Origin of the sequence: Conservatibacter flavescens, from assembly GCF_002795425.1 — a bacterium.
Lineage (GTDB): Bacteria > Pseudomonadota > Gammaproteobacteria > Enterobacterales > Pasteurellaceae > Conservatibacter > Conservatibacter flavescens.
This window is the reverse complement of the sequence record NZ_PHHA01000002.1, coordinates 128030-148532: the sequence shown is the minus strand read 5'-3', so window position 1 is coordinate 148532 and position 20503 is coordinate 128030. Positions and strand designations below refer to the sequence as shown.

Annotated in this window: 21 protein-coding genes and 1 riboswitch; of the genes, 14 read left to right on the top strand and 7 right to left on the bottom strand. The window is 42.7% G+C overall.

Annotation, left to right across the window (positions count from 1 at the left end; genetic code table 11):
- Positions 1 to 55 precede the first annotated feature (55 nt).
- Positions 56 to 1609 carry a Na+/H+ antiporter NhaC family protein gene (locus tag CVP05_RS00735; protein ID WP_100287647.1) on the bottom strand — a complete coding sequence of 518 codons (1554 nt, stop codon included), beginning with the start codon at positions 1607 to 1609 and terminating at the stop codon, positions 56 to 58.
- An 84-nt stretch (positions 1610 to 1693) separates the two neighbouring features.
- Positions 1694 to 1874: riboswitch (Lysine riboswitch) on the bottom strand.
- 257 nt (positions 1875 to 2131) lie between these two features.
- On the opposite strand from CVP05_RS00735, the gene CVP05_RS00725 reads away from it, so the two are divergent.
- From CVP05_RS00725 to CVP05_RS00705, 5 genes are all read left to right on the top strand, one after another.
- Positions 2132 to 2530, top strand: a complete 399-nt coding sequence (locus CVP05_RS00725; protein ID WP_100287646.1) for an H-NS family histone-like protein — start codon at positions 2132 to 2134, stop codon at positions 2528 to 2530.
- A gap of 67 nt (positions 2531 to 2597) precedes the next feature.
- Positions 2598 to 3434, top strand: coding sequence for a formyltetrahydrofolate deformylase (gene purU / locus CVP05_RS00720; protein ID WP_100287645.1), 837 nt, complete (start codon positions 2598 to 2600; stop codon positions 3432 to 3434).
- A gap of 238 nt (positions 3435 to 3672) precedes the next feature.
- Positions 3673 to 5067 carry a class II fumarate hydratase gene (gene fumC, locus CVP05_RS00715; RefSeq protein WP_100287644.1) on the top strand — a complete coding sequence of 465 codons (1395 nt, stop codon included), beginning with the start codon at positions 3673 to 3675 and terminating at the stop codon, positions 5065 to 5067.
- Between the two features lie 142 nt (positions 5068 to 5209).
- A complete protein-coding gene (locus CVP05_RS00710) occupies positions 5210 to 6550 on the top strand; it encodes an anaerobic C4-dicarboxylate transporter (RefSeq protein ID WP_100287643.1) in 1341 nt (446 codons plus the stop codon).
- 173 nt (positions 6551 to 6723) lie between these two features.
- Positions 6724 to 8049, top strand: coding sequence for an L-cystine transporter (locus CVP05_RS00705; RefSeq protein WP_100287642.1), 1326 nt, complete (start codon positions 6724 to 6726; stop codon positions 8047 to 8049).
- Positions 8050 to 8106: 57 nt separating this feature from the next.
- On the opposite strand, the gene CVP05_RS00700 is transcribed toward CVP05_RS00705, so the two are convergent.
- Complete coding sequence (locus CVP05_RS00700) at positions 8107 to 8370, bottom strand: YcgL domain-containing protein (RefSeq protein WP_100287641.1); 264 nt, start codon at positions 8368 to 8370, stop codon at positions 8107 to 8109.
- Between the two features lie 98 nt (positions 8371 to 8468).
- Here CVP05_RS00700 and minC point away from each other — a divergent pair, with 98 nt between their 5' ends.
- Genes minC through msrA form a run of 4 tightly spaced genes read left to right on the top strand, consistent with a single transcriptional unit; the run spans position 8469 to position 11294 of the window.
- A complete protein-coding gene (minC, locus tag CVP05_RS00695; RefSeq protein ID WP_100287640.1) occupies positions 8469 to 9131 on the top strand; it encodes a septum site-determining protein MinC in 663 nt (220 codons plus the stop codon).
- A 13-nt stretch (positions 9132 to 9144) separates the two neighbouring features.
- Positions 9145 to 10032, top strand: a complete 888-nt coding sequence (locus tag CVP05_RS00690) for a LysR family transcriptional regulator (RefSeq protein ID WP_100287639.1) — start codon at positions 9145 to 9147, stop codon at positions 10030 to 10032.
- Positions 10020 to 10745 carry a dihydromonapterin reductase gene (gene folM, locus CVP05_RS00685; RefSeq protein WP_100287638.1) on the top strand — a complete coding sequence of 242 codons (726 nt, stop codon included), beginning with the start codon at positions 10020 to 10022 and terminating at the stop codon, positions 10743 to 10745. Before CVP05_RS00690 ends, folM begins: the two co-directional genes overlap by 13 nt.
- Positions 10746 to 10763: 18 nt before the next feature.
- On the top strand, positions 10764 to 11294 hold the full coding sequence (msrA, locus tag CVP05_RS00680) for a peptide-methionine (S)-S-oxide reductase MsrA (RefSeq protein WP_100287637.1): 531 nt from the start codon (positions 10764 to 10766) through the stop codon (positions 11292 to 11294).
- A 127-nt stretch (positions 11295 to 11421) separates the two neighbouring features.
- On the opposite strand, the gene CVP05_RS00675 is transcribed toward msrA, so the two are convergent.
- The 3 genes from CVP05_RS00675 to CVP05_RS00665 form a co-directional block, all read right to left on the bottom strand.
- Positions 11422 to 12495, bottom strand: coding sequence for a glycosyltransferase (locus CVP05_RS00675; protein ID WP_100287636.1), 1074 nt, complete (start codon positions 12493 to 12495; stop codon positions 11422 to 11424).
- Positions 12496 to 12587: 92 nt separating this feature from the next.
- Positions 12588 to 13820 (bottom strand): NADH:flavin oxidoreductase/NADH oxidase family protein, encoded by a 1233-nt coding sequence (locus CVP05_RS00670; RefSeq protein ID WP_100287635.1) that lies wholly within the window; start codon positions 13818 to 13820, stop codon positions 12588 to 12590.
- Positions 13821 to 13863: 43 nt separating this feature from the next.
- Positions 13864 to 14238 carry an ArsR/SmtB family transcription factor gene (locus tag CVP05_RS00665; RefSeq protein ID WP_243389182.1) on the bottom strand — a complete coding sequence of 125 codons (375 nt, stop codon included), beginning with the start codon at positions 14236 to 14238 and terminating at the stop codon, positions 13864 to 13866.
- Positions 14239 to 14423: 185 nt separating this feature from the next.
- On the opposite strand from CVP05_RS00665, the gene CVP05_RS00660 reads away from it, so the two are divergent.
- Entirely contained in the window at positions 14424 to 15275 is an 852-nt protein-coding gene (locus tag CVP05_RS00660; RefSeq protein WP_100287634.1) for an arginase family protein, read from the top strand.
- Between the two features lie 182 nt (positions 15276 to 15457).
- The gene (locus CVP05_RS00655; protein WP_100287633.1) at positions 15458 to 15856 is read left to right on the top strand and encodes a putative quinol monooxygenase; all 399 of its coding nucleotides are present in this window, start codon (positions 15458 to 15460) and stop codon (positions 15854 to 15856) included.
- A 46-nt stretch (positions 15857 to 15902) separates the two neighbouring features.
- On the opposite strand, the gene CVP05_RS00650 is transcribed toward CVP05_RS00655, so the two are convergent.
- On the bottom strand, positions 15903 to 17075 hold the full coding sequence (locus CVP05_RS00650; protein WP_207761335.1) for an MFS transporter: 1173 nt from the start codon (positions 17073 to 17075) through the stop codon (positions 15903 to 15905).
- Positions 17076 to 17263: 188 nt separating this feature from the next.
- Between CVP05_RS00650 and CVP05_RS00645 the strand changes: the two genes are divergently transcribed.
- Positions 17264 to 18151, top strand: coding sequence for a LysR family transcriptional regulator (locus tag CVP05_RS00645; RefSeq protein WP_100287631.1), 888 nt, complete (start codon positions 17264 to 17266; stop codon positions 18149 to 18151).
- A gap of 98 nt (positions 18152 to 18249) precedes the next feature.
- Here the strand turns inward: CVP05_RS00645 and CVP05_RS00640 are convergent, their stop codons facing one another.
- Entirely contained in the window at positions 18250 to 19155 is a 906-nt protein-coding gene (locus CVP05_RS00640; RefSeq protein ID WP_100287630.1) for a LysR family transcriptional regulator, read from the bottom strand.
- A 94-nt stretch (positions 19156 to 19249) separates the two neighbouring features.
- Here CVP05_RS00640 and CVP05_RS00635 point away from each other — a divergent pair, with 94 nt between their 5' ends.
- Both CVP05_RS00635 and CVP05_RS00630 read left to right on the top strand, forming a co-directional pair.
- The gene (locus CVP05_RS00635) at positions 19250 to 19717 is read left to right on the top strand and encodes a DMT family transporter (protein ID WP_100287629.1); all 468 of its coding nucleotides are present in this window, start codon (positions 19250 to 19252) and stop codon (positions 19715 to 19717) included.
- Positions 19714 to 20460, top strand: a complete 747-nt coding sequence (locus CVP05_RS00630) for a glutathione S-transferase C-terminal domain-containing protein (RefSeq protein ID WP_100287628.1) — start codon at positions 19714 to 19716, stop codon at positions 20458 to 20460. The genes CVP05_RS00635 and CVP05_RS00630 overlap by 4 nt, the downstream gene beginning before the upstream one ends.
- Positions 20461 to 20503 lie beyond the last annotated feature (43 nt).

Sequence of the window (20503 nt, the reverse complement as noted above, 5' to 3'; positions counted from 1 at the left end):
ATATGTCGCATTTTATAAATATAACAAAATTAAATTTTTTCTTAAAATTTGTGCATTACATCACATATTTCTCATTAGTTTGTGCTTTCTTTCTAAAAATCACAATTAATATAGCCAACACAACGGCTGTTGTAATAAAGCCTAAAATCCCTGAACGCGTAAATCCTAACACAATATATCCACAGACAGTTGCCGCTGCCACACTCATGGCATAAGGTAACTGTGTGGTCACGTGATCCATTAAACCGCATTTTGCGCCAGTAGAAGATAAAATCGTTGTATCAGAAATAGGTGAGCAATGATCGCCACAAACAGCACCCGCCATGACTGCAGATAGACATGGTAAAAGTAACTCAGGCGCTGCGTTGGCTGCAATTGCCGCAGCAATAGGCAACATGATCCCAAACGTTCCCCAGCTGGTTCCTGTTGAAAACGCCATAGCCGCACCCAACACGAACAATAATGCAGGCAATAATTCAATACTCAAATTACCTGAAACTAATGTAGAAAGATACTCCCCTGTTTTCATATCGCCAACCACGTTGTTAATCGTCCACGCAAACAACAGAATAAGTATGGCTCCTAACATAGATTTCATACCTAATAGCCAAGCTTTAAAATACGTTGGAATATCTACGTGACGACCAGCAATAATACACAATGTTAATACCACAATGGCCGACACGCCACCCACAACTAAAGATATCCCAACAGTCGTATTTTCAAATGCGCCCAACACACTAAATGGCAGTCCTTCTTCTGCTAAAGCTTGATTACCCGTATACATCATCATAAAAACGGTTGCAGCAATCAAGGTCACGATTGGAAAAACCAAATTACGCATACGGCCATTCACAATAATAGTTTCCGCTTCTTCATCCGGTTTAGCTAAGGCTGCGGCTTCGTGACGAGACATTGAACCAAGATCTAACGAAAAATATGCCACACAAAATACCATAATGATAGAAAAAATAGCATAAAAATTCATCGCACTCATGGCCATAAAAGCGCCAATAGGTGAATAACCAGTGATGGAATGTGTTGCTAATAAACCTGCAATCAGGGTAATAATATAGGCTCCCCAACTGGAAATTGGCATAATGACACACATAGGTGCAGCCGTAGAGTCTAAAATATACGCTAATTTGGCACGTGACACTTTAAATTTGTCCGTAACAGGGCGCGCAATCGCTCCAACCGCAAGACTATGAAAATAATCATCAATGAAGGTAAAAAAGACTAATCCGGCGGCCATCATTTTGGCTCCACGACGCCCTTTAATTCTTTTTTGTGCCCAATTAGCAAATGCTTGATTGCTACCTGATGCCGTTAATAACGCAGTTAAGGCGCCTAATAATAATAAGAATAATAAAATATTCACATTATTTGTATTTAATTCATGTGCTTGTGTATCGTAAACTAAGGAAAATACATTATCTTTAAGATAAACGAATGATGTTGCAATGTCGCCTCCTCCTAGCATTAAAGCACCGATGATGATCCCCACACTAAGTGATAATAATACTTTGCGCGTAATCACGGCTAATACTAATGCCAAAATTGGCGGTAAAATTGACCAAGCTGATGTGGAATAATTAATAAGTTCCATGACCTCTACCAAAAATTAAGGGAGATCTACTGAATTAAAATAATCGAAAGAGATTGATTTAAGAGGTTGATTAAAGTGAAACAACCTAACAGTAGCGCTCCATAGTGAATAATAAGTAATACTATGGCAGTGACGTACCTTTTCGATAACGCCCCCAACCAATTAGAATGACTTCTAACTGATTTCGGCAAACATTCCTTTCTTTTCTCCTCATCGCTATCCACTCAGAAAAAATACTTATAATGCTTGCGCCTCTACATATGTAGGAGAAGTGCAAGATTACAATAATCCGCTAAGCTTGCCAATAGCACGCCCCCATATTTCATAAAAAAATACTCTCTATAGCTAAAGTGCGGTTATTTTTTCTCTATTTTTTGTCTATTTAAAGATATAAGTTAAATAATTTATTATTATTTTACTTTTTCATACTGATATTTTTTCATTACTTATTGCTTCAATGAAACATTCTATTTATACTAAACTGGCTTTTCATTTAATATATGATTGAACTTGAGGAATAAAATGAACAATATCGCGAAAGTATTAAATAATCTTCGTAGTTTACGTACAATGGCAAAAGATCTTTCTCTTGAAGAATTAAAATCAATGCTAGAAAAATTAACGCTTGTTGTTAAAGAAAAACATCAAGAAGCTGAAGCTCAACAATTAGCTCAAAAAGAGCGTTTAGCTCGTCTTGAAAAATATCGCGCATTATTAAAAGAACAAGGTATTACGCCAGAAGAACTTGCGGAATTACTCGACTCAACATCAGAACAAAATAAAAAACGCGCACCTCGTCCACCAAAATACCAATATACTGTGAATGGCCAAGTAAAAACATGGACAGGACAAGGGAGAACGCCTCTCGCGTTACAAGCAGAATTAGATGCGGGTAAAACATTAGCTGATTTTGAAATTTAATTATCCATTTTCATTAGTATAAAACCCATCTTTCATGGGTTTTATTTATTTTAGGTATTTATATTATATGATTGAAAATAAAATTTTATTAACCGACTGTCCTGATGATAAAGGATTAATATCAAAAATAACCAATATCTGTTATAAACACCAACTCAATATTAATCATAATAATGAGTTTGTCGATTTTGAAACAAAACATTTCTTCATGCGTACTGAATTAGAAGGTATATTTAATGAAGAAACCTTACTCACTGATCTAAAATCTGCTTTACCGCAAGGTGCAAATTGTCGTTTAATTAGTTCTAAAAGAAAACGTATTGTTATTTTAGTGACAAAAGAAGCACATTGTATTGGCGATATTTTGATGAAAACTTATTATGGTGGATTAAATGTTGAAATTGCAGCCGTAATCGGTAATCATGATTCATTAAGATCACTCGTAGAACGTTTTGATGTTCCTTTTCATTGTATTAGTCACGAAAACTTAACACGTGTTGAGCATGATAAACGATTAGCAGACAAAATTGATGAATATCAACCTGATTATATTGTGCTTGCAAAATATATGCGTGTCTTAAACCCGGAATTTGTTGAACGTTATCCAAATCGTGTTATCAACATTCACCATTCATTCCTACCCGCATTTATTGGCGCGCGCCCTTATCAACAAGCTTATGAGCGTGGTGTAAAAATTATTGGTGCTACTGCACATTTTATTAATAATGAGCTAGATCAAGGACCAATTATTATGCAGAATGTTATCAATGTGGATCATACTTACAGTGCTGAAGCCATGATGAAAGCGGGGCGAGATGTAGAAAAAACCGTTCTTAGTCGTGCCTTAGATTTAGCCTTACACGATCGTATTTTTGTATTTCAAAATAAAACTATTATTCTGTAAAACAGATAAAAAAAAACACTGCTTGAGCTATTTAAGCAGTGTTTTAACTTTCCCTCTTAGACATACTTTATTCATAGCATATTTATCTTATTATATTCCTCTGCTAAAAAACGCATAAAAAATCTCAATAGCATGATCTAAATCACAAAATTTACTTTTATCCCTTTTCTCCGATTTTCTTTCTACCTATCGAGTGTTAGAATTTATCCAGTTATTCATATTTAGCTGAGGTAAATATATGGCATTTCGTATTGAAAAAGACACTATGGGCGAAGTTCAAGTTCCAGCAGACAAATACTGGGCTGCGCAAACTGAGCGTTCTCGTAATAATTTTAAAATTGGCCCTGAGGCTTCTATGCCACACGAAATCATTGAAGCATTCGGCTTTTTGAAAAAAGCAGCAGCTTATGCTAACCACGATTTAGGTGTATTATCGGCAGAAAAACGTGATTTAATCGCGCAAGCCTGTGATGAAATTCTAGCGCATAAACTTGATGATCAATTCCCATTGGTCATTTGGCAAACGGGGTCAGGTACACAATCTAATATGAATCTCAATGAGGTTATCGCAAACCGTGCTCACGTTTTGAATGGGGGTAAGTTAGGTGAGAAATCGATTATTCACCCAAATGATGATGTGAATAAATCTCAATCATCGAATGATACTTATCCTACCGCCATGCATATTGCCGCCTATAAAAAGGTTGTTAAAGTCACTATTCCGGCGATTGAACGTTTACAAAAAACGTTTTCTGCCAAAGCGGAAGCGTTTTCTGATGTGGTCAAAATTGGGCGTACTCATTTGATGGATGCAACTCCCCTCACATTAGGACAAGAATTTTCTGCTTATGCCGCTCAATTACGATTCGGCTTAATTGCGCTGAAAAATACCTTACCACACTTAGGCCAACTTGCCTTAGGTGGCACAGCTGTTGGTACTGGGTTAAATACTCCAAAAGGCTATGATGTAAAAGTCGCTGACTATATTGCAAAATTCACTGGATTACCATTTATCACCGCTGAAAATAAATTTGAAGCGTTGGCAACTCACGATGCTGTAGTAGAAACTCATGGAGCATTAAAACAGCTAGCCGTCTCTTTATATAAAATCGCCAATGATATTCGTTTATTAGCTTCGGGTCCTCGCTCTGGTATCGGTGAAATTTTAATCCCAGAAAACGAACCGGGTTCTTCTATTATGCCAGGTAAAGTGAATCCGACACAATGTGAAGCATTAACTATGGTATGTGCGCAAGTATTAGGAAATGATACAACTATTTCTTTCGCAGGCTCTCAAGGCCATTTCCAGTTAAATGTATTCAAACCTGTTATGGCTGCAAACTTCTTACAATCAGCCCAACTGCTTGCGGATGCTTGCATTTCTTTTGATGAACATTGTGCGGCAGGAATTGAACCAAATTATGCTCGGATTAAACAACAATTGGATCAATCTCTCATGTTAGTTACGGCATTAAATACCCATATTGGATATGAAAATGCGGCTAAAATTGCCAAAACTGCTCATAAAAATGGCACGACATTGAAAGAGGAAGCTATCAATTTAGGCCTAGTGACTGCTGAACAATTTGATGAATGGGTTAGACCTGAAGATATGGTTGGTAGTTTAAAATAAAATTTGTTGAGATAAATCAAAAGAGTGGTTAAAAAGCCACTCTTTTTTATTTTCTTGAGTTTAATCAGTAAAATAACTTAAAACAATGTTATATAATACCAAAAGTAAAAACACTTTTTATTTTTTCACTTAGGAGCTATCTATGTTTCTTATTCAATTTGCTATCGTGCTGCTTTGTATTTTAATTGGTGCACGGGTTGGGGGTATTGGTCTCGGTGTATGGGGCGGTGTCGGTCTTGCTATTTTATCTTTCGGATTTGGTCTAAAGCCTGCTGGACTGCCTATCGATGTCATGTTTATGATTATGGCTGTTGTCGCAGCAGCAGCTGCAATGCAAGCTGCGGGCGGTTTAGATTATATGATCAAAATTGCGACAAAAGTATTGCGCAAAAATCCTAAATATATCACATTCATCGCACCGGCTGTCACTTGGACTTTTACAGTATTAGCTGGGACAGGCCATGTTGCTTATTCTGTCCTTCCTGTGATTGCTGAAGTATCACGAGTCAATGGAATTCGTCCTGAACGCCCATTATCTATGGCGGTAATCGCTTCACAATTCGCCATCGTAGCAAGCCCAATTGCTGCAGCAGTTGTTGCCGTTGTTGCATTTCTTGAACCACAAGGCATTCATTTAGGTGATATTCTATCTGTCACTATACCTGCCACATTACTTGGCATTGGTTTAGCTTGTGTATTTGTGAATAAAATGGGTAAAGAATTAAAAGATGACCCAACCTATCAACAGCTATTAAAAGATCCTGACTATATTCGCACAAGTAGCGTCACTTCCGTAGAAGATGAAAAAGAAATCGGTCCCAAAGCTAGAATTTCTGTAGGCTTATTCCTATCCGGTGCTTTACTTGTTGTCTTAATGGGTGCGATGCCAAGCGTACACCCTCAGTTTACCGAAATTGTTAACGGTGTAGAGAAAACCTCTCCAATGGGTATGGCCCATACCATTGAAATCGTCATGCTTTCTATTGGTGCTTTAATTATTTTATTCTGTAAACCAGATGGTAATGCGATTACAAAAGGTTCGGTATTCCATGCAGGTATGCGCGCTGTTATTGCTATCTTTGGTATAGCTTGGCTGGGCGATACGCTTATGCAAGCGCATACCACAGAAATTAAAGAAATGGTTTCTGGTTTAGTTGAAGTGGCTCCATGGGCATTTGCTTTAGCACTGTTTATTCTCTCTATTCTTGTAAACAGTCAGGGGGCGACGGTTGCTACCCTATTCCCATTAGGTATTGCCATTGGTATTCCACCTGAAGTATTAATTGGGGTATTTGTCGCCGTAAATGGTTATTTCTTTATTCCAAATTACGGCCCGATTATTGCCTCTATTGATTTTGATACCACAGGCACAACACGTATTGGTAAATTCATTTTTAACCATAGTTTTATGATTCCAGGATTATTAAGCATGGTGTTTAGCTTAATCTTTGGTCTTCTTTTCGCTAGCTTTATTATTGCTTAGCATTACAATACGGACAAAGTCTACTTTGTCCGTATTTTCACATAAAATACAAGATTTCTTTCCCTAACTTAGCACGTATTGATCTAACTTATAACTAAAAAGCATTTTAACTTTTTTGATTTCCCGATAAGATGGCAAATCTTCACTTATCATATATAAAACTGGGAAAATCCATGCTTTTTATTAATTTAATTATTTTTGTTGCCACTCTCTTCATATTGAATGCAATTTTTCGCCGTAGCCAAAAACTTGGCATGACTGTTTTTATCGCCTTGCTACTTGGGCTGGCTAGCGGTGCATTATTACAACAATTCAGTGACAAACCTATTCTTGATACTACATTAGATTGGATCAACCTAGTGGGTAATGGTTATGTTCGTTTATTACAAATGATCGTTATGCCGCTTGTTTTTGTCTCTATCCTATCAGCCGTGACACGTTTAAACCAAGCTGGCGCATTAGGTAAAATTAGCTTTAGTGTCTTATCGGTTTTATTAATTACCACTGCTATTTCTGCGGCTATCGGTATAGCAATGGTTTATTTATTTGATTTATCTGCTGAAGGATTAGTTGCTGGAGAACGCGAAATCGCAGCACAAGCCCGTGTTGAAGGCCGAGTTGAACAAGTAAGTAATTTAAGCATTCCAGCTATGCTACTCTCTTTCATTCCGCGCAATCCATTTGCTGAACTGACCGGCGCAAATCCAACATCCATAATCAGCACCGTTATTTTTGCTGCTCTTTTAGGTGTCGCAGCATTAAGTTTACGCAAAGAGAACGAAGAATTAGGTGAGCGTATTGCACAAGGTGTGGACAGCTTAAATAAACTGATTATGCGTTTAGTCCGTTTCGTTATTCGTCTCACCCCCTACGGCGTATTCGCACTAATGATCAAGATGGCTGCGACATCAAAATGGGCCGATATTATCAACTTAGGTAATTTCATCGTGGCTTCATATTTAGCAATTATCCTAATGTTTATTGTGCATGGTTTATTATTAGCCCTTTCAGGGATCAACCCATTTAATTATTTTAAACAAACTCTACCGACTTTAAGTTTTGCGTTTACATCGCGTTCAAGCGCGGCAACGATTCCATTGAACATTGAAACGCAAACCAATAAACTCGGAGTCAACCCAACAATCGCTAACTTTTCAGCCACATTTGGCGCAACTATCGGACAAAACGGTTGTGCAGGAATTTACCCAGCCATGTTAGCCGCAATGATTGCTCCAACTGTCGGCATCGACCCATTTAGTATGGAATATATTTTAACCCTTATTCTTATCGTCGCGATTTCTTCATTTGGCATTGCGGGAGTAGGCGGTGGAGCAACCTTTGCAGCTATCGTCGTTCTTTCTACGTTGAATTTGCCATTAGCATTAGTGGGATTATTAATCTCTATTGAACCACTCATTGATATGGGACGTACCGCGCTAAATGTTAACGGAGCAATGGTCTCTGGCACATTAAGTAATAAATGGTTAAAAACAAACTAACCATTTAAATATAATTAAAGGGTGGCTAAATCCTATCTGCCACCCAAATTTTTCTTATTAAATCTGCTTAATTCGACCAAATAACTCATCATTTTCTTTCGACATTTGCAGATAAAACCCATGTTGTCGAATATGATCTAACACAACATCATTATCGACTTGTGCCAATTGCTTTTCGCCAAGCAAATTAAATAACATCACAAATTTAGGGCGACCAAATGCCTCCATTAGTTCATGAGGCACACAGTCAAATTGCTCTCGTTTCGCTATATATAAATACATTCCTGCTTTTTTATTACTTTTATAAATTGCGCATAACATAAAATTGTCTATAATCTCCAATTTTTCAAAAATTTTATTGCTGATCTTACCTGATTTTACTAATATAAACAGTATTTCATCTCGTTTATTTTATAATTATGGCTAACGATATTGTAGAACTCCGCACGGGACAATTTTCTTCAGTGTTTCTCACCTTGAACAGTTCAAGTTTAACTGTGATTAAGCGAGCTTTGGCAAAAAAAGTGAAAAAATCCCCATCTTTTTTCCAAAATGTGCCTGTGATTTTACAACTCACAGATGTCTTACATAAAGTCAATCTTAATGACTTACAGCATTTACTTGATGAATTTGGTATTCGCTTAATTGGCGTCAGTGATTGGCAAAATAGTTTACAGAAAGAGCTTATTTTGACAGCGAATCTGCCAATCGTCGGTAAAAGCCAGCAATTCGATGAAATATTGCCAGAATATGGTTATTTACCACCTAAAATTATTGAAACGAATATTGAAGCAAACCAATCTATTTATGCGAAAAATTGCGATTTAATTATTCATGGCGATGTTCATTCTGGAGCTGAAGTTGCTGCAGAAGGAAATATCCATATTTATGGTAAATTGCAAGGACGCGCAATGGCTGGTGTGAATAGCTTAATTGGGTCCATTTATACTCAATCCCTAGAAGCCGAGTTTTTGTCTGTATGCAAACGCTCCTTATATAAAGAAAAAATTCCAACAGAATATCTGTTCAAAGCAGTAAAAATTACCCATAATAAAGACAATTTAATCATTTCACCTTTTTAAGTTCGGTATCGTTATGGATAAACTTAATGCTATTTCTGTATTCTGTCGCGTAGTGGAGAGCCAAAGTTTTACCCAAGCGGCTGCTCAGCAAAATATTTCTGTGGCAATGGCAAGTAAATTAGTCTCACAACTAGAAGAGCAGCTGAAAACCCGCTTGCTTCAGCGTACCACACGAAAAATAGTTCCCACTGAAGCTGGTCTGATTTATTATCAACGTTGCCAAGTTATTTTAACCGAACTTGACGAAGCCGATTCAAGCATCAGTAATCATGCCACTTCGTTACAAGGTAACTTAACCGTGTCTGTACCTCGTGATTTTGGTTTATTATTTATCACCCCAAATCTATCTCAATTTGTAAAAACACATCCCAATTTACATGTTAATATTGAGTTCACCGATCGCAAAGTCGATCTTGTTGCAGAAGGCTACGATCTAGCTTTACGAATCGGACAGCTTACAGAAAGCTCACTAGTTGCCAAAAAAGTGGCCAGTTCAACTATGCATGTTGTCGCCTCCCCTGCATATTTAGCTGAAAACGGCATACCTGAATTTCCCGAAGCTCTCCAGAAGCACCAATGTTTAATCTATAACTCCCCTCACAATTTTACTTGGGAGCTCACGAAAAATAAGCACACTCACCGTGTAAAATTACAATCTAAATTAGTGAGTAATAATGGCTTAACTTTGACAGAACTTGCAAAGTCAGGGATTGGAATTATCAACTCCCCACGTTTTCTGATTGAAAAAGAACTCCAATCAGGAGAACTTGTAGAAATTTTTGCCGATTATCAACAAAACAAAATCGATCTTAATGTACTTTACCCACACCGCCGCTATTTAGCAGCTAAAGTGCGAGCATTTATTGATTTTCTCTCCGAGTTAGATCTATGCAAAAATTAAAATCCTGGATCCTAATCACTGGTGCTGGCAAACGCATTGGCTTTGAATTAGCTAAGCATTTAGCCTCTCATGGACAAAATGTGCTAATTTCCTACCGCACTTTCTATCCACAAATAGAAGAGCTGACAAAACTCGGTATCATCGCGGTTATGGCTGATTTTAGCACTGAACAAGGCATTGTAAATTTTGCAGAACAAATACATCACCACTGCCCTAAACTTCGAGCAATTATTCATAACGCCTCTGATTGGCAAAGTGAAAGCACTGAAAATTTAACCGCGCTTTCAACACTTTTTGATAACATGATGCAAATCCATGCTAAAGTTCCTTATCTGCTCAACCAGGCTTTATTACCTTTATTGCTTAAAAATGACGAAATACCAAGTGATATAATCCATATTAGCGATTATATTGTTCAAAAAGGTAGTGACAAACATCTCGCCTATACAGCCAGCAAAGCCGCAATGGAAAGCTTAACTCTCAGTTTTGCTAAAAAATATGCGCCTCATGTTAAAGTCAATACTATTGCCCCAGCACTGATTGCCTTTAATGAGCAAGATGATGAAACTTATCGCCTTCAAGCACAACAAAAATCTCTCATGGCCAAATGTGGCGGTTATCCAGAAATGCTCGCTGCAGTGGATTACTTGCTTCAAAGCAAGTATGTCACAGGAAGCTGCCTCACCGTTAATGGCGGTCGCCACTTAAAATAAACACAAAAAGGAAAGAAAATGAAAAAAGAAGAAGCTATTTTTGCCGGTGGTTGCTTTTGGTGCATCGAAGCCGTTTTTAATCAAATTCAAGGTGTAGAAAGTGCAATCTCAGGCTACATCGGAGGCATGCGCCCAAACCCTAGTTATGAACAAGTATGTACTGGTGCAACAGGTCACGCAGAAGCGGTAAAAGTGCGGTTCGATTCAGAAAAAATTTCCTATGAACAACTACTAAACATTTTTTTCGCCATTCATGATCCAACTCAATTGAATCGTCAAGGGAATGACATCGGTACACAATATCGCAGCGCAATTTTTTATTTGAATGCACAACAAAAACAACAAGCAACCCAAAAACTCATCGAAATTCAACCGCACTTTATAGAAAAAGTAGTGACAGAACTTACTGAAGCCACAACATTTTATCCAGCGGAAAATTACCACCAGGGTTATTTTTTACAAAATCCTAATAAAGGCTACTGCCAACTTGTTGTCGCACCAAAATTCTTAAAAGCCAAACTGCAATTTGAGACACTATGGAAATCATAATCTACACAAAGCAAATAACCATTGATAAAACGTCTCCCATAAAAAACGGCCTACGTAAAATCATGATTTACTTTGATGATTTTCATAGTTTTTTATCGTATTTTGAGATTAAATAAGTATATGTTTATTACTTATCCCCCAAAAGCCGCCGAAAAATCCCCCTATACTGCTCAAACACAGGCGGATTGGTTTGTGTTTTGGCTTGCGTTAAAGCCACAAATAGCTCAAACATACCGTATAAATCCAACGTAATATGCGGATTGACTTGCTGTTTGCCCTGCTCGTTCAAACCAAGATAATGCCCTGCAATATTTTTTAAAGACGCCATTGCCAAAAGCAAGGCATCGGCGCGCATTTGTGGACTAAAATCATGGGACAAAATATAACGCAGCAAGGCATTCTTGGCATCTATAAACGCCAGCACCGCCCTGCTGTCGCTTGATTTATGGAACACGCTGTCTGAGCGATGGCGATAAAAATAAAACACTTCACTGCTTTCAGCCATTTTGCAATCTTGACAAGAAAGCGCCTTGACGAGAAATAACAAATCTTCGGCATAGGCAAGTGTTTCATCAAAAAAGATCTGATTGGCTCGCAGATAGTCTGTTTGGAAAATATAGGTCCATAATTCCACACCAAAATGCTCACGGTTTAAGGCGTCCATATACTTTGATGATGTGGTGAATTGCACATGATGGCTGCGCTGAACTTTGTTTTGATAAATGTTATAAAACGCTTGCTTAGGTTTATCCAAAACAGGCGGCAACACCTTATACGGCAAGCGTTCCCAATAGGCGCAGCCTTTTAGCAAAGCAAGATTGTTGTTTTTTAAAATGGATACATAGGTAGCAAACGGCACATTTTGAATCAGCATATCGTCCGAATCAACAAAATAGACATACGCGCCTTTCGCCAAGCGCAGTCCTGCATTGCGTGCGGCAGATACCCCTTTGTTTTCTTGAGTAACGATACGGATAAAATCATGCTGTGCGGCATAGTCTTTTAAAATGGCAAGACTATTATCGGTGGAGCCGTCATCAATCACAATAATTTCTTTATTGATTTTTTGATTGATTATGCTGCCCAAACATTGCGGCAAATATTGAACGGTGTTATAGACAGGCACAATAAAGGTTATATCATAATTTGCTTGCTTGCTTGCTTGCTGGAGATTGTCATGTTTTTCTAATCCTTGATACAAGTGGAAATTTTATGATAAAGCAGCGTATTCTAGCAAAAAGGCAAGCCATATGAAAGCAAATTCAAACGGCTTTCCATCATCACCCATCAAAACTATCCCCGCTCCCGTCTCACCCCATCTTTGACAATCGTCCACAGCGTTTTGTACGCCGAATAATTTGGATTGGCGGGTTTGCCTTGTCCCAACAGGTGCAGCTGCTTGGTGTACCAATAAATTTCCAAAAGTCCGCCAAGTCGTTTATCAATCGCCTTAATGCCGGTGCGTACAGGCGGTGTGGCGATGTGCGTTAAGCTGCCTGATGTGAGTTTGTCTGCCACATCCGGCATGACGGCATAAGGTTTTGCCATGCCGATCATGTCCGTGCTGCCATCTGCTAAGGCGTCGTTCATCGCCGCCATACTTCTAAAGCCGCCGGTGATGACAAGCGGCACATCGCCAATCACCGCACGGGCTTTGTCAGCATAGTCCAAAAAGTACGCTTCACGCTTTTTGGTGCTATCTTTGACACCTTCCATCATCGCAGGGCTTTCGTAATTACCGCCTGAAATTTCCAGCAAATCCACGCCAAGCGCCGCCATTTTTGCCAGCACCTGCACCGATTCGTCTTCGCCAAAGCCGCCTTTTTGAAAATCGGCGGAGTTAAGTTTTAACGCCACGATAAATCCATCTGACGTTTGGCGGCGGATTTCGTGATAAATTTCCACCAAAATACGCATACGGTTTTCAAGGCTGCCGCCCCAGTTGTCCGTGCGGCGGTTATGGTGCGGCGATAAAAACTGGCTGAGCAGATAGCCGTGTGCTGCGTGGATTTGCACGCCTGAAAAGCCTGCTTTTTCGGCGATTTTGGCACTTTGCCTAAAGCGGCGGATGATGTCAAAAATCTCATCTTCAGACAGCACACGCGGCGGATTAAACAGCGCCGATAATTCTTTGGACAGCGGCACGGCACTTGGGGCGACAGGCTGTTTATTGACATTTTTGGGAATTTGCTTGCCCGGGTGGTTAAGCTGCATGAGCAGTTTCGTACCGTTTTGTGTGCCTGCCTGTGCCCACGCCTGCAGTATCGGCAAATCACGCTCATCGTCCACCGCCGTGGTGTCAAAATTGGCACTAAAACGGCGGTCAATCATCACATGACCCGTTACCAGCACCGCCGCACCGCCCTTTGCCCAGGTGTCGTACAGGTGCACCAGCACTTGGCTGGGCGTGTTGTTGGGCGCAAGCTGCTCGTCCATCGCCGCTTTGTACAGGCGGTTTTTTAACACCGCACCGTTTGATAGGGTGAGCGGCGTGGAGATGTTTGGAGCTGGGTTTGATGGGTTCATGGGATATTCCTAAGCAAAATTAAAGTATGTAAGTTGGGTAAAATCAATCCTTGGTAAGCGGCGGAAAATACGCTTCTAACGCTTCTGTCAAGGCTTTTAGCCGCTGAATTGGACAAGGATTTTGCTCGTTATAATCACGGTTAATCGCATAAAAACGCTCATTGCCCGCCTGCGCCACACGAACGATGTCCGCCTGCTTCATCAGCTTTAAATGGTGCGATACGGCAGGACGAGACAGCGGCATAAGCTCGGTAATACGGTTGACATTAAGCTGTCCATGCTTAGCAAGCAGCAGCAAAATCGTCTGGCGGTGCGGATCGCCCAAGGCGTTAAACAGCGGCAGGCAGGCGGCAAGCTCATTTTGGATAGATGGTGTGTTCATAGGTTTAAAAGTTTGAATGTTTAAAAACTTAAACATAGTTTATAGCGTTAATGGGAATTTAGCAAATTGGTTTTTGTGGTGGGTTTGTAAAGGGAAGTTGTGGTGGGTTGTTGTAATTTTTAGACAAGGGAATGCTGTTTGAAAGATTTTTCAGACGGCTTTAAATTTCCTTTTTGCACACTATAATAATTAAACCACCATCTAAAACACAAGGATACACAATGAAAACCATCAGACTGCTATACCCCGATTTCGTCAGCGGCGGGCTGGAAACCTACCATTTCGGGGCGAATTTGCTCGCCCACATCCTGCCTAAAAACCCCAACCAACCGCTAATTAAAGTGGATGTTGCCGCACCAAGCGGGCAGCAATATTCCGTTACCGACGGCATTTACGCCAAAGAACAAGTGATTGCCGGCATTCAAAATGCGATGGCGGCGATTGAAACGGAAGCCCCCGATAAAATCATCACCATCGGCGGCAACTGTATCGTTTCGCAAGCCCCGTTTGATTATCTGCACGGGCGTTATGAAAACGTCGGTATTATTTGGATTGACACCCACCCCGACGTATCCGCACCGAAAGACGGCTACCCGAACGCCCATGCGATGGTACTGGCTTCCCTGATGGGCGGCGGCGATGAATCGCTGACTTCCCTGATGAAAAACAAAAGATTCTCTGCCGACCAAATCTTGTATGTCGGCTTGCAGCCGCTGCACGACTACCAAACGCAATTTTTAAACGAACACGGCGTGCAGTACAAAATCCAAGACCAAGCATTTTTATCCGATGAAGAAATCAAAGCCTTCACCGACCGTTTCGATCATATCTTGGTGCATTTGGATATTGATGTGTTAGACGAACATTTCTTCCATTCTACTTATTTTGCCAATCCAGAGCTAAAAGGCGACGGAAGCGGCGGCGGCAAGATGACGATGGCTAAATTAACCGAAATTCTTACCGCTCTTTCCGCCAACGCCGATATTGTCGGTTTCACTGTCGCAGAATATTTGCCGTTTGACGAACATCGCCTGCATAAGATGTTTAAACAAATTCCGTTGTTTAATGAATAGTGCTTTGTAAAAAAAAAATGCCGTCTGAAAGTTAAGTTTCAGACGGCGTTTTTATATCCGCAAGCGATTGGGTTTTGCGAAAAATCTGCAAATTTTTTCTTCAACTGACACCTATGTGTCAGGTCGTTTTTAAAAACTCCCGTTAAACTGACCGCACTTTCACCCAAAACCCACAGGAGAACATGATAAACCTTATCAAAAAAGCCGCTTTAACCGCCGTGTTTGCCGCCTTAGCCGCCACCGCTTCTGCCGAAAATTTCGTGCATACGGTCAAGCTCACCGTCGATCCGGCACAAGCCGCAGTCTTTCAGACGGCATTGGCGGCGGAAATCAAGGAAGCGGTACGCACCGAGCCGGATTTTTTGGCGGCGTTCGCTTCGCAAGACAAAGCCAATCTGAACCAGATTTATCTGTTTGAAATTTTTAAAAGTGCCGAAGCGATGAATGCTTACCATGCCAAACCCCGTTTTGCCGCCTTTTTAAACGCCCATCTGCCCAAGGTGCAAAACCGTGAAGCGGTGGAATTAACCCCGATTGAGTTCCAAACCCAAAAGGATTTTTTAAAGAAAATGGATAAATAAGTGGAAGCCGTCTGAAATTCATTTTTCAGACGGCTTTTTCACACCTTCAACCGCTCACCAATTCCCGTTTTTTCAATACCAGCGACACGGCAAAAAATACCACAGCCAACAAGGCAAATCCCCAGCCTGCCCACAGGCTGCTTTGTATGCCGAAGTTTGAGATGAACCAACCGCCCGACGCTGCGCCGACGGTTACGCCGACATTGGCAGCCGAGACAAACAGACTGGTGGCAAATTCCGGAGCTTCTTCGGCAGATGACGACACCCAAAACTGGCTGACCACCAAGCCGCTGATGTGTGCAGCACCCCACACGGCGCACAGCAGCGCCATCACGGCAATGTTTGGGCTGGCGAAGGCATACAAGGCGGCATAGGCTAAAGCAAGCACAAAGGGATAGGCGACGGCAGTCAGCTTGATATTTTTTGCCAATGCGCGCCCTGCGATGACATTGCCTGCTAAACCGCCGATACCGAACACCATCATCAAAAGGCTCACGGTGTTTGCATTCATGCCCAGGCCCAGCAGATATTCGGTGGCATAGCTGTACACGCCGAACATGGACGACAGCACCGCCACGGTTGCCAGCAAACCCAGCCACAAAAGCGGCTTTTTCAAAATCACCAAAGCGTCCGCCGTTTTGCCCTGCTCGTTCTGCTTGCTGTCGGGCAAACGCAAAAGCCCTGCCGCTGCAATCACGCAGACCGCCGCACAAAATAAAAATGCCGTTTCATAAGAAAAAGTATGGGCAAAAAACAAAATCAGCGGCAAACCGAACACCAGTCCGACACTCTCGCCCATCAGCGCCATAGACGTGGCAAAAGCGGCTTTTTGCGGCGGATACAATGCCACCGCTGCTGCAAACGCCAACGAGAAAAACACCGTCAACATCAAGCCCGGCAAGGCTCGCAGCACCATCAGGGTTTGATAGTCGGGCGCCCATGCCGACAACACACAGCACAGCGCAAAAATCATCAGCGAGCCGATCAGCACCCGCTTGCGTGAGTATTTCGCCAGCCACAGCACCATTAGCGGCCCACCGATGGCGGCAAACAGCGCAAATACGCTCACCAGCATACCCGCCTGCGCAACGCTCACGCCATAACGCTCCACCACCATCGGCAGCAGCCCAATGACGCTAAATTCAACCGTAAAGACGCCAAATAATCCCAAAGCGATAAAAAAGAGTATCAAATTCGGATGTTTCATGGTTTTGTTCATTGATAAATTCACTCCAACTGATGGGGTTGCCCGATTGTTTATGACGCTTTTAGCAAAAATTAGCAAAAATTCGGACAAATCCCAGACAAATCAAATAGGTGGCTATGTTAATTGATTTATCAATAATGAAAAATAGGCTATAATTCATTTTTAAAGTGAATAAATTTCATCAATAACGAGAATATACGATGGACATATTAAGCGGCGTTCAAGCCTTTGTGCTGGTTGCCGAAAACAAAAGTTTTGCCGCTGCCGCTCGCCATTTGGCATTGTCGCCGTCTGCCATCAGCAAGCTGATTGCCCGCTTAGAAGATCATCTGGGCGTCAAACTGCTGCACCGCAACACCCGCAGTATCAGCCTGACCGCCGAAGGTACGCAGTTTTTGGTGCGCTGCCGCCATATCCTTGGCGAATGGGACAATGCCAAAAACGAGCTTTCTCAAACCCACGCCGCCCCCAGCGGCAAATTGCGTGTCAGCCTGCCGGATTTGGACGGATTTTTCCTGCCGGTCATCAGCGGATTTACCGACCAATTTCCCGACATCTGCTTGGAAGTGGATTTTAGCGACCGCTTGGTGGATATTATTGAAGAAGGTTTTGATGTCGTGGTGCGCACTGGCAAAGCCGCCGACAGCAGGTTGACTGCCAAATTTCTCACCCATTACCGTATGCACCTGGTCGGCTCGCCTGCGTATTTTGCCAAGCACGGCGTGCCGATGACGCCGTCTGACCTAAGATACCACCAATGTATCCAATACCGCTTCGCCCACAGCGGCAAAACCGAAATCTGGCCGCTCACCGACAGCGAACGCACGCCGCCTTTGACCCAAAGCGTCATCTGCAACAACACCGAAGCCCGCCTGCAACTGGCTTTGATGGGCAAAGGCATAGCCTGTATCCCCGACTTTCTTGCCGAACCCCACATCCGCCAAGGACGGCTCGTCAGCGTGCTGCCTGAATATCTCAACTGGCAAGGCACTTACCAGCTCCTATGGGCGGCAAATCCCCACCAAAGCCCCAAACTTCGGGCGTTTATTGATTATTTTGCCCAATATGCTTTTAGGCGGGCGGATTGATGTGATGGTAAAAAGTTTGAGAAAATTGACCGCTTTTTTATGAGAAGTTGAAGAAATGCCGTCTGAAAACCCAATTTTCAGACGGCATTCCCCCTTTCTCAATCCCCCACACTCCCCACCACCAGCTGCCGAAACCACGCTAAGGCTTTGTCCGTTTGTTTGCGTTCGTGCCAGAGCATAAGGTACGCCACTGTCGGCAAGTCGGCAGGCGGTGCGAATGTCGCCAATGTCGGATAGGCGGATAAGTCGTCCGCCATACGCGACGATACGGTCAAGAGCAAATCGCTGTGCACCAGCAAGGCGAGCGCGGCATTCCAGTGCGGCAGGGCAATCACGCTGCGCCATTTTAGTCCGGATTTTTGCAGATGATTGGCGATTTCTTCACGGCTGTCCGCCTGCAGCGACAGCGAAATGTGCGGCAGCTTCGCCCAATCTGCAAGCCTAAGCGTTTGATAATTAGGCAGGTTTTGCTTGTCGGTCATGCAGACAAAATGTTCGTCAAACAAGGTTTGCCTGCACACTTCGGCAGGCAGGTTTTCAAACACGCCGAACGCCATATCAATCTCGCCGCTGGCAAGCTGCGCCAGCAAATGCGCACGGCTGGACGGCTGATTGACGAGCAGGCGGATATTGGGTGCGGTATGCCGCAGGCGGCGGACGATTTTGGGCAAGACGACACGACTGGCGTAATCGCTCATTGCCAAGCGGATATTTTGTTTATGACTGGCAGGGTCAAACTCCGTACCGCCGAGCAGCTCGTCCAAACCGCCCAAAAGCTCGCCCAGCGGCGTATGCAGGCTTTGGGCGGTGGCGGTCAGCGTCATACGTCCGTGTTGGCGGAACAATAACGGGTCGGCAAAAAACGTCCGCAGCTGGCTTAGGGCGTGGCTGACGGCAGGCTGGCTTTTGTGCAGGCGTTTTGCGGCACGGGAAACGTGTTTTTCTTCCAACAGCACATATAACACCAGCAATAAGTTCAAATCCAGTTGGCGAAGTTTATTCATATCACGAATAATCCATATACTGATAAACGATTGGTATTATTATAATAAATAACCTAAAATAGCGCCAATTGGATTTGCCAAAGAGAGAAAAAACATGAATACCAACTTTATTTTCGCCCTGCTCGTGGGCATGATTGTTCCTTTGCAAGCGCCGCTCAACGCCTATGTCGCCCGTTCGCTCGGCTCGCCGCTGTGGGCGACTTTGGTGTCGCTGTCGGTGAGCGTGATTGCCACCGTGCCGCTGCTTATGCTGTTTAAGGTTTCTGCGCCGCAGTTTGGCAATCTGGGGCAAGTGCCTTGGTACGGCTGGTTGGGCGGCTTGTGCGGCGTGGTGTTTGTGGCAAGCTCGGTCATTCTTGCGCCCAAAATCGGCATTGCCAACTTTGCCGTACTCGCCATTGCAGGGCAAATCATCGGCGCATTGGTGCTTGACCATTTCGGCTTGTTCGGTCTTGCCGTCAAACCGATCAACTGGTTTAAAATCGCAGGCGTTGCCGTGATGGTCGGCGGCATTTTATTGGTGCAATACGGCAACAAAGTGCCGGCAGGAGTATCGTCATGAATTTATATGTCTTGGCAGCGTGTCCGTTTTGCCATCGGGTGCTGCTTGCGATGTTGTGGGCAAAACGCAGCGACATCAATGTGGTTTATGTCAATGATTTAAAAGATGAAAATGGTCATTTGACCTTAGATGACGAGCCGCTGTTCGGTGCAAAAACCATGCCCGAATTGTACGAAAAAGTCGGACAAAACGGCTCTAGCGTACCGCTGCTTTTGGATAAAGATGGCACATTTGTCAGCAATTCGTCCAAACAGATGACGATGGATTTATTAAATCAAGAGCCGCAACTGTGGGCAGGCTTGGACAATCGGCAAATGAGCGAGGTGTTAGACGGCATTCACGACAAGCTAAACCGTGCCGTTTACGGTGTGATACAGGCGGCAGATCAAGACGAATACGAACGCAAAGCAGGCGCAATCTTTGCCTATCTGGACAATTTAGACGGCAAATTGGCGACACAAAAATTCGTACTGGGCGACGAGCCAAGCCTTGCCGATCTGTTCGTGCTGCCGACCCTTATGCGATTTGACAAAGTGTACCACCGCATTTTCGGGTGCAGCCAAAAACGCCTTGCCGATTACGCCCACCTGTCCGCCTACCTAAACCGCATGAGCGGCATTGCAGGCGTGGCGGGCACCTTTGACGGGCACAAAACGCTGACCCATTATTACCTGAGCACCTTTGCCGTACACGGCGTACAGACCAGATTGCACCCGCTGCCGTTTTTGCCGGTGTTTGGGTAGGAAGTTGGGGGAATTGACCGCTGTTTTATGAGAAGTTAAACAA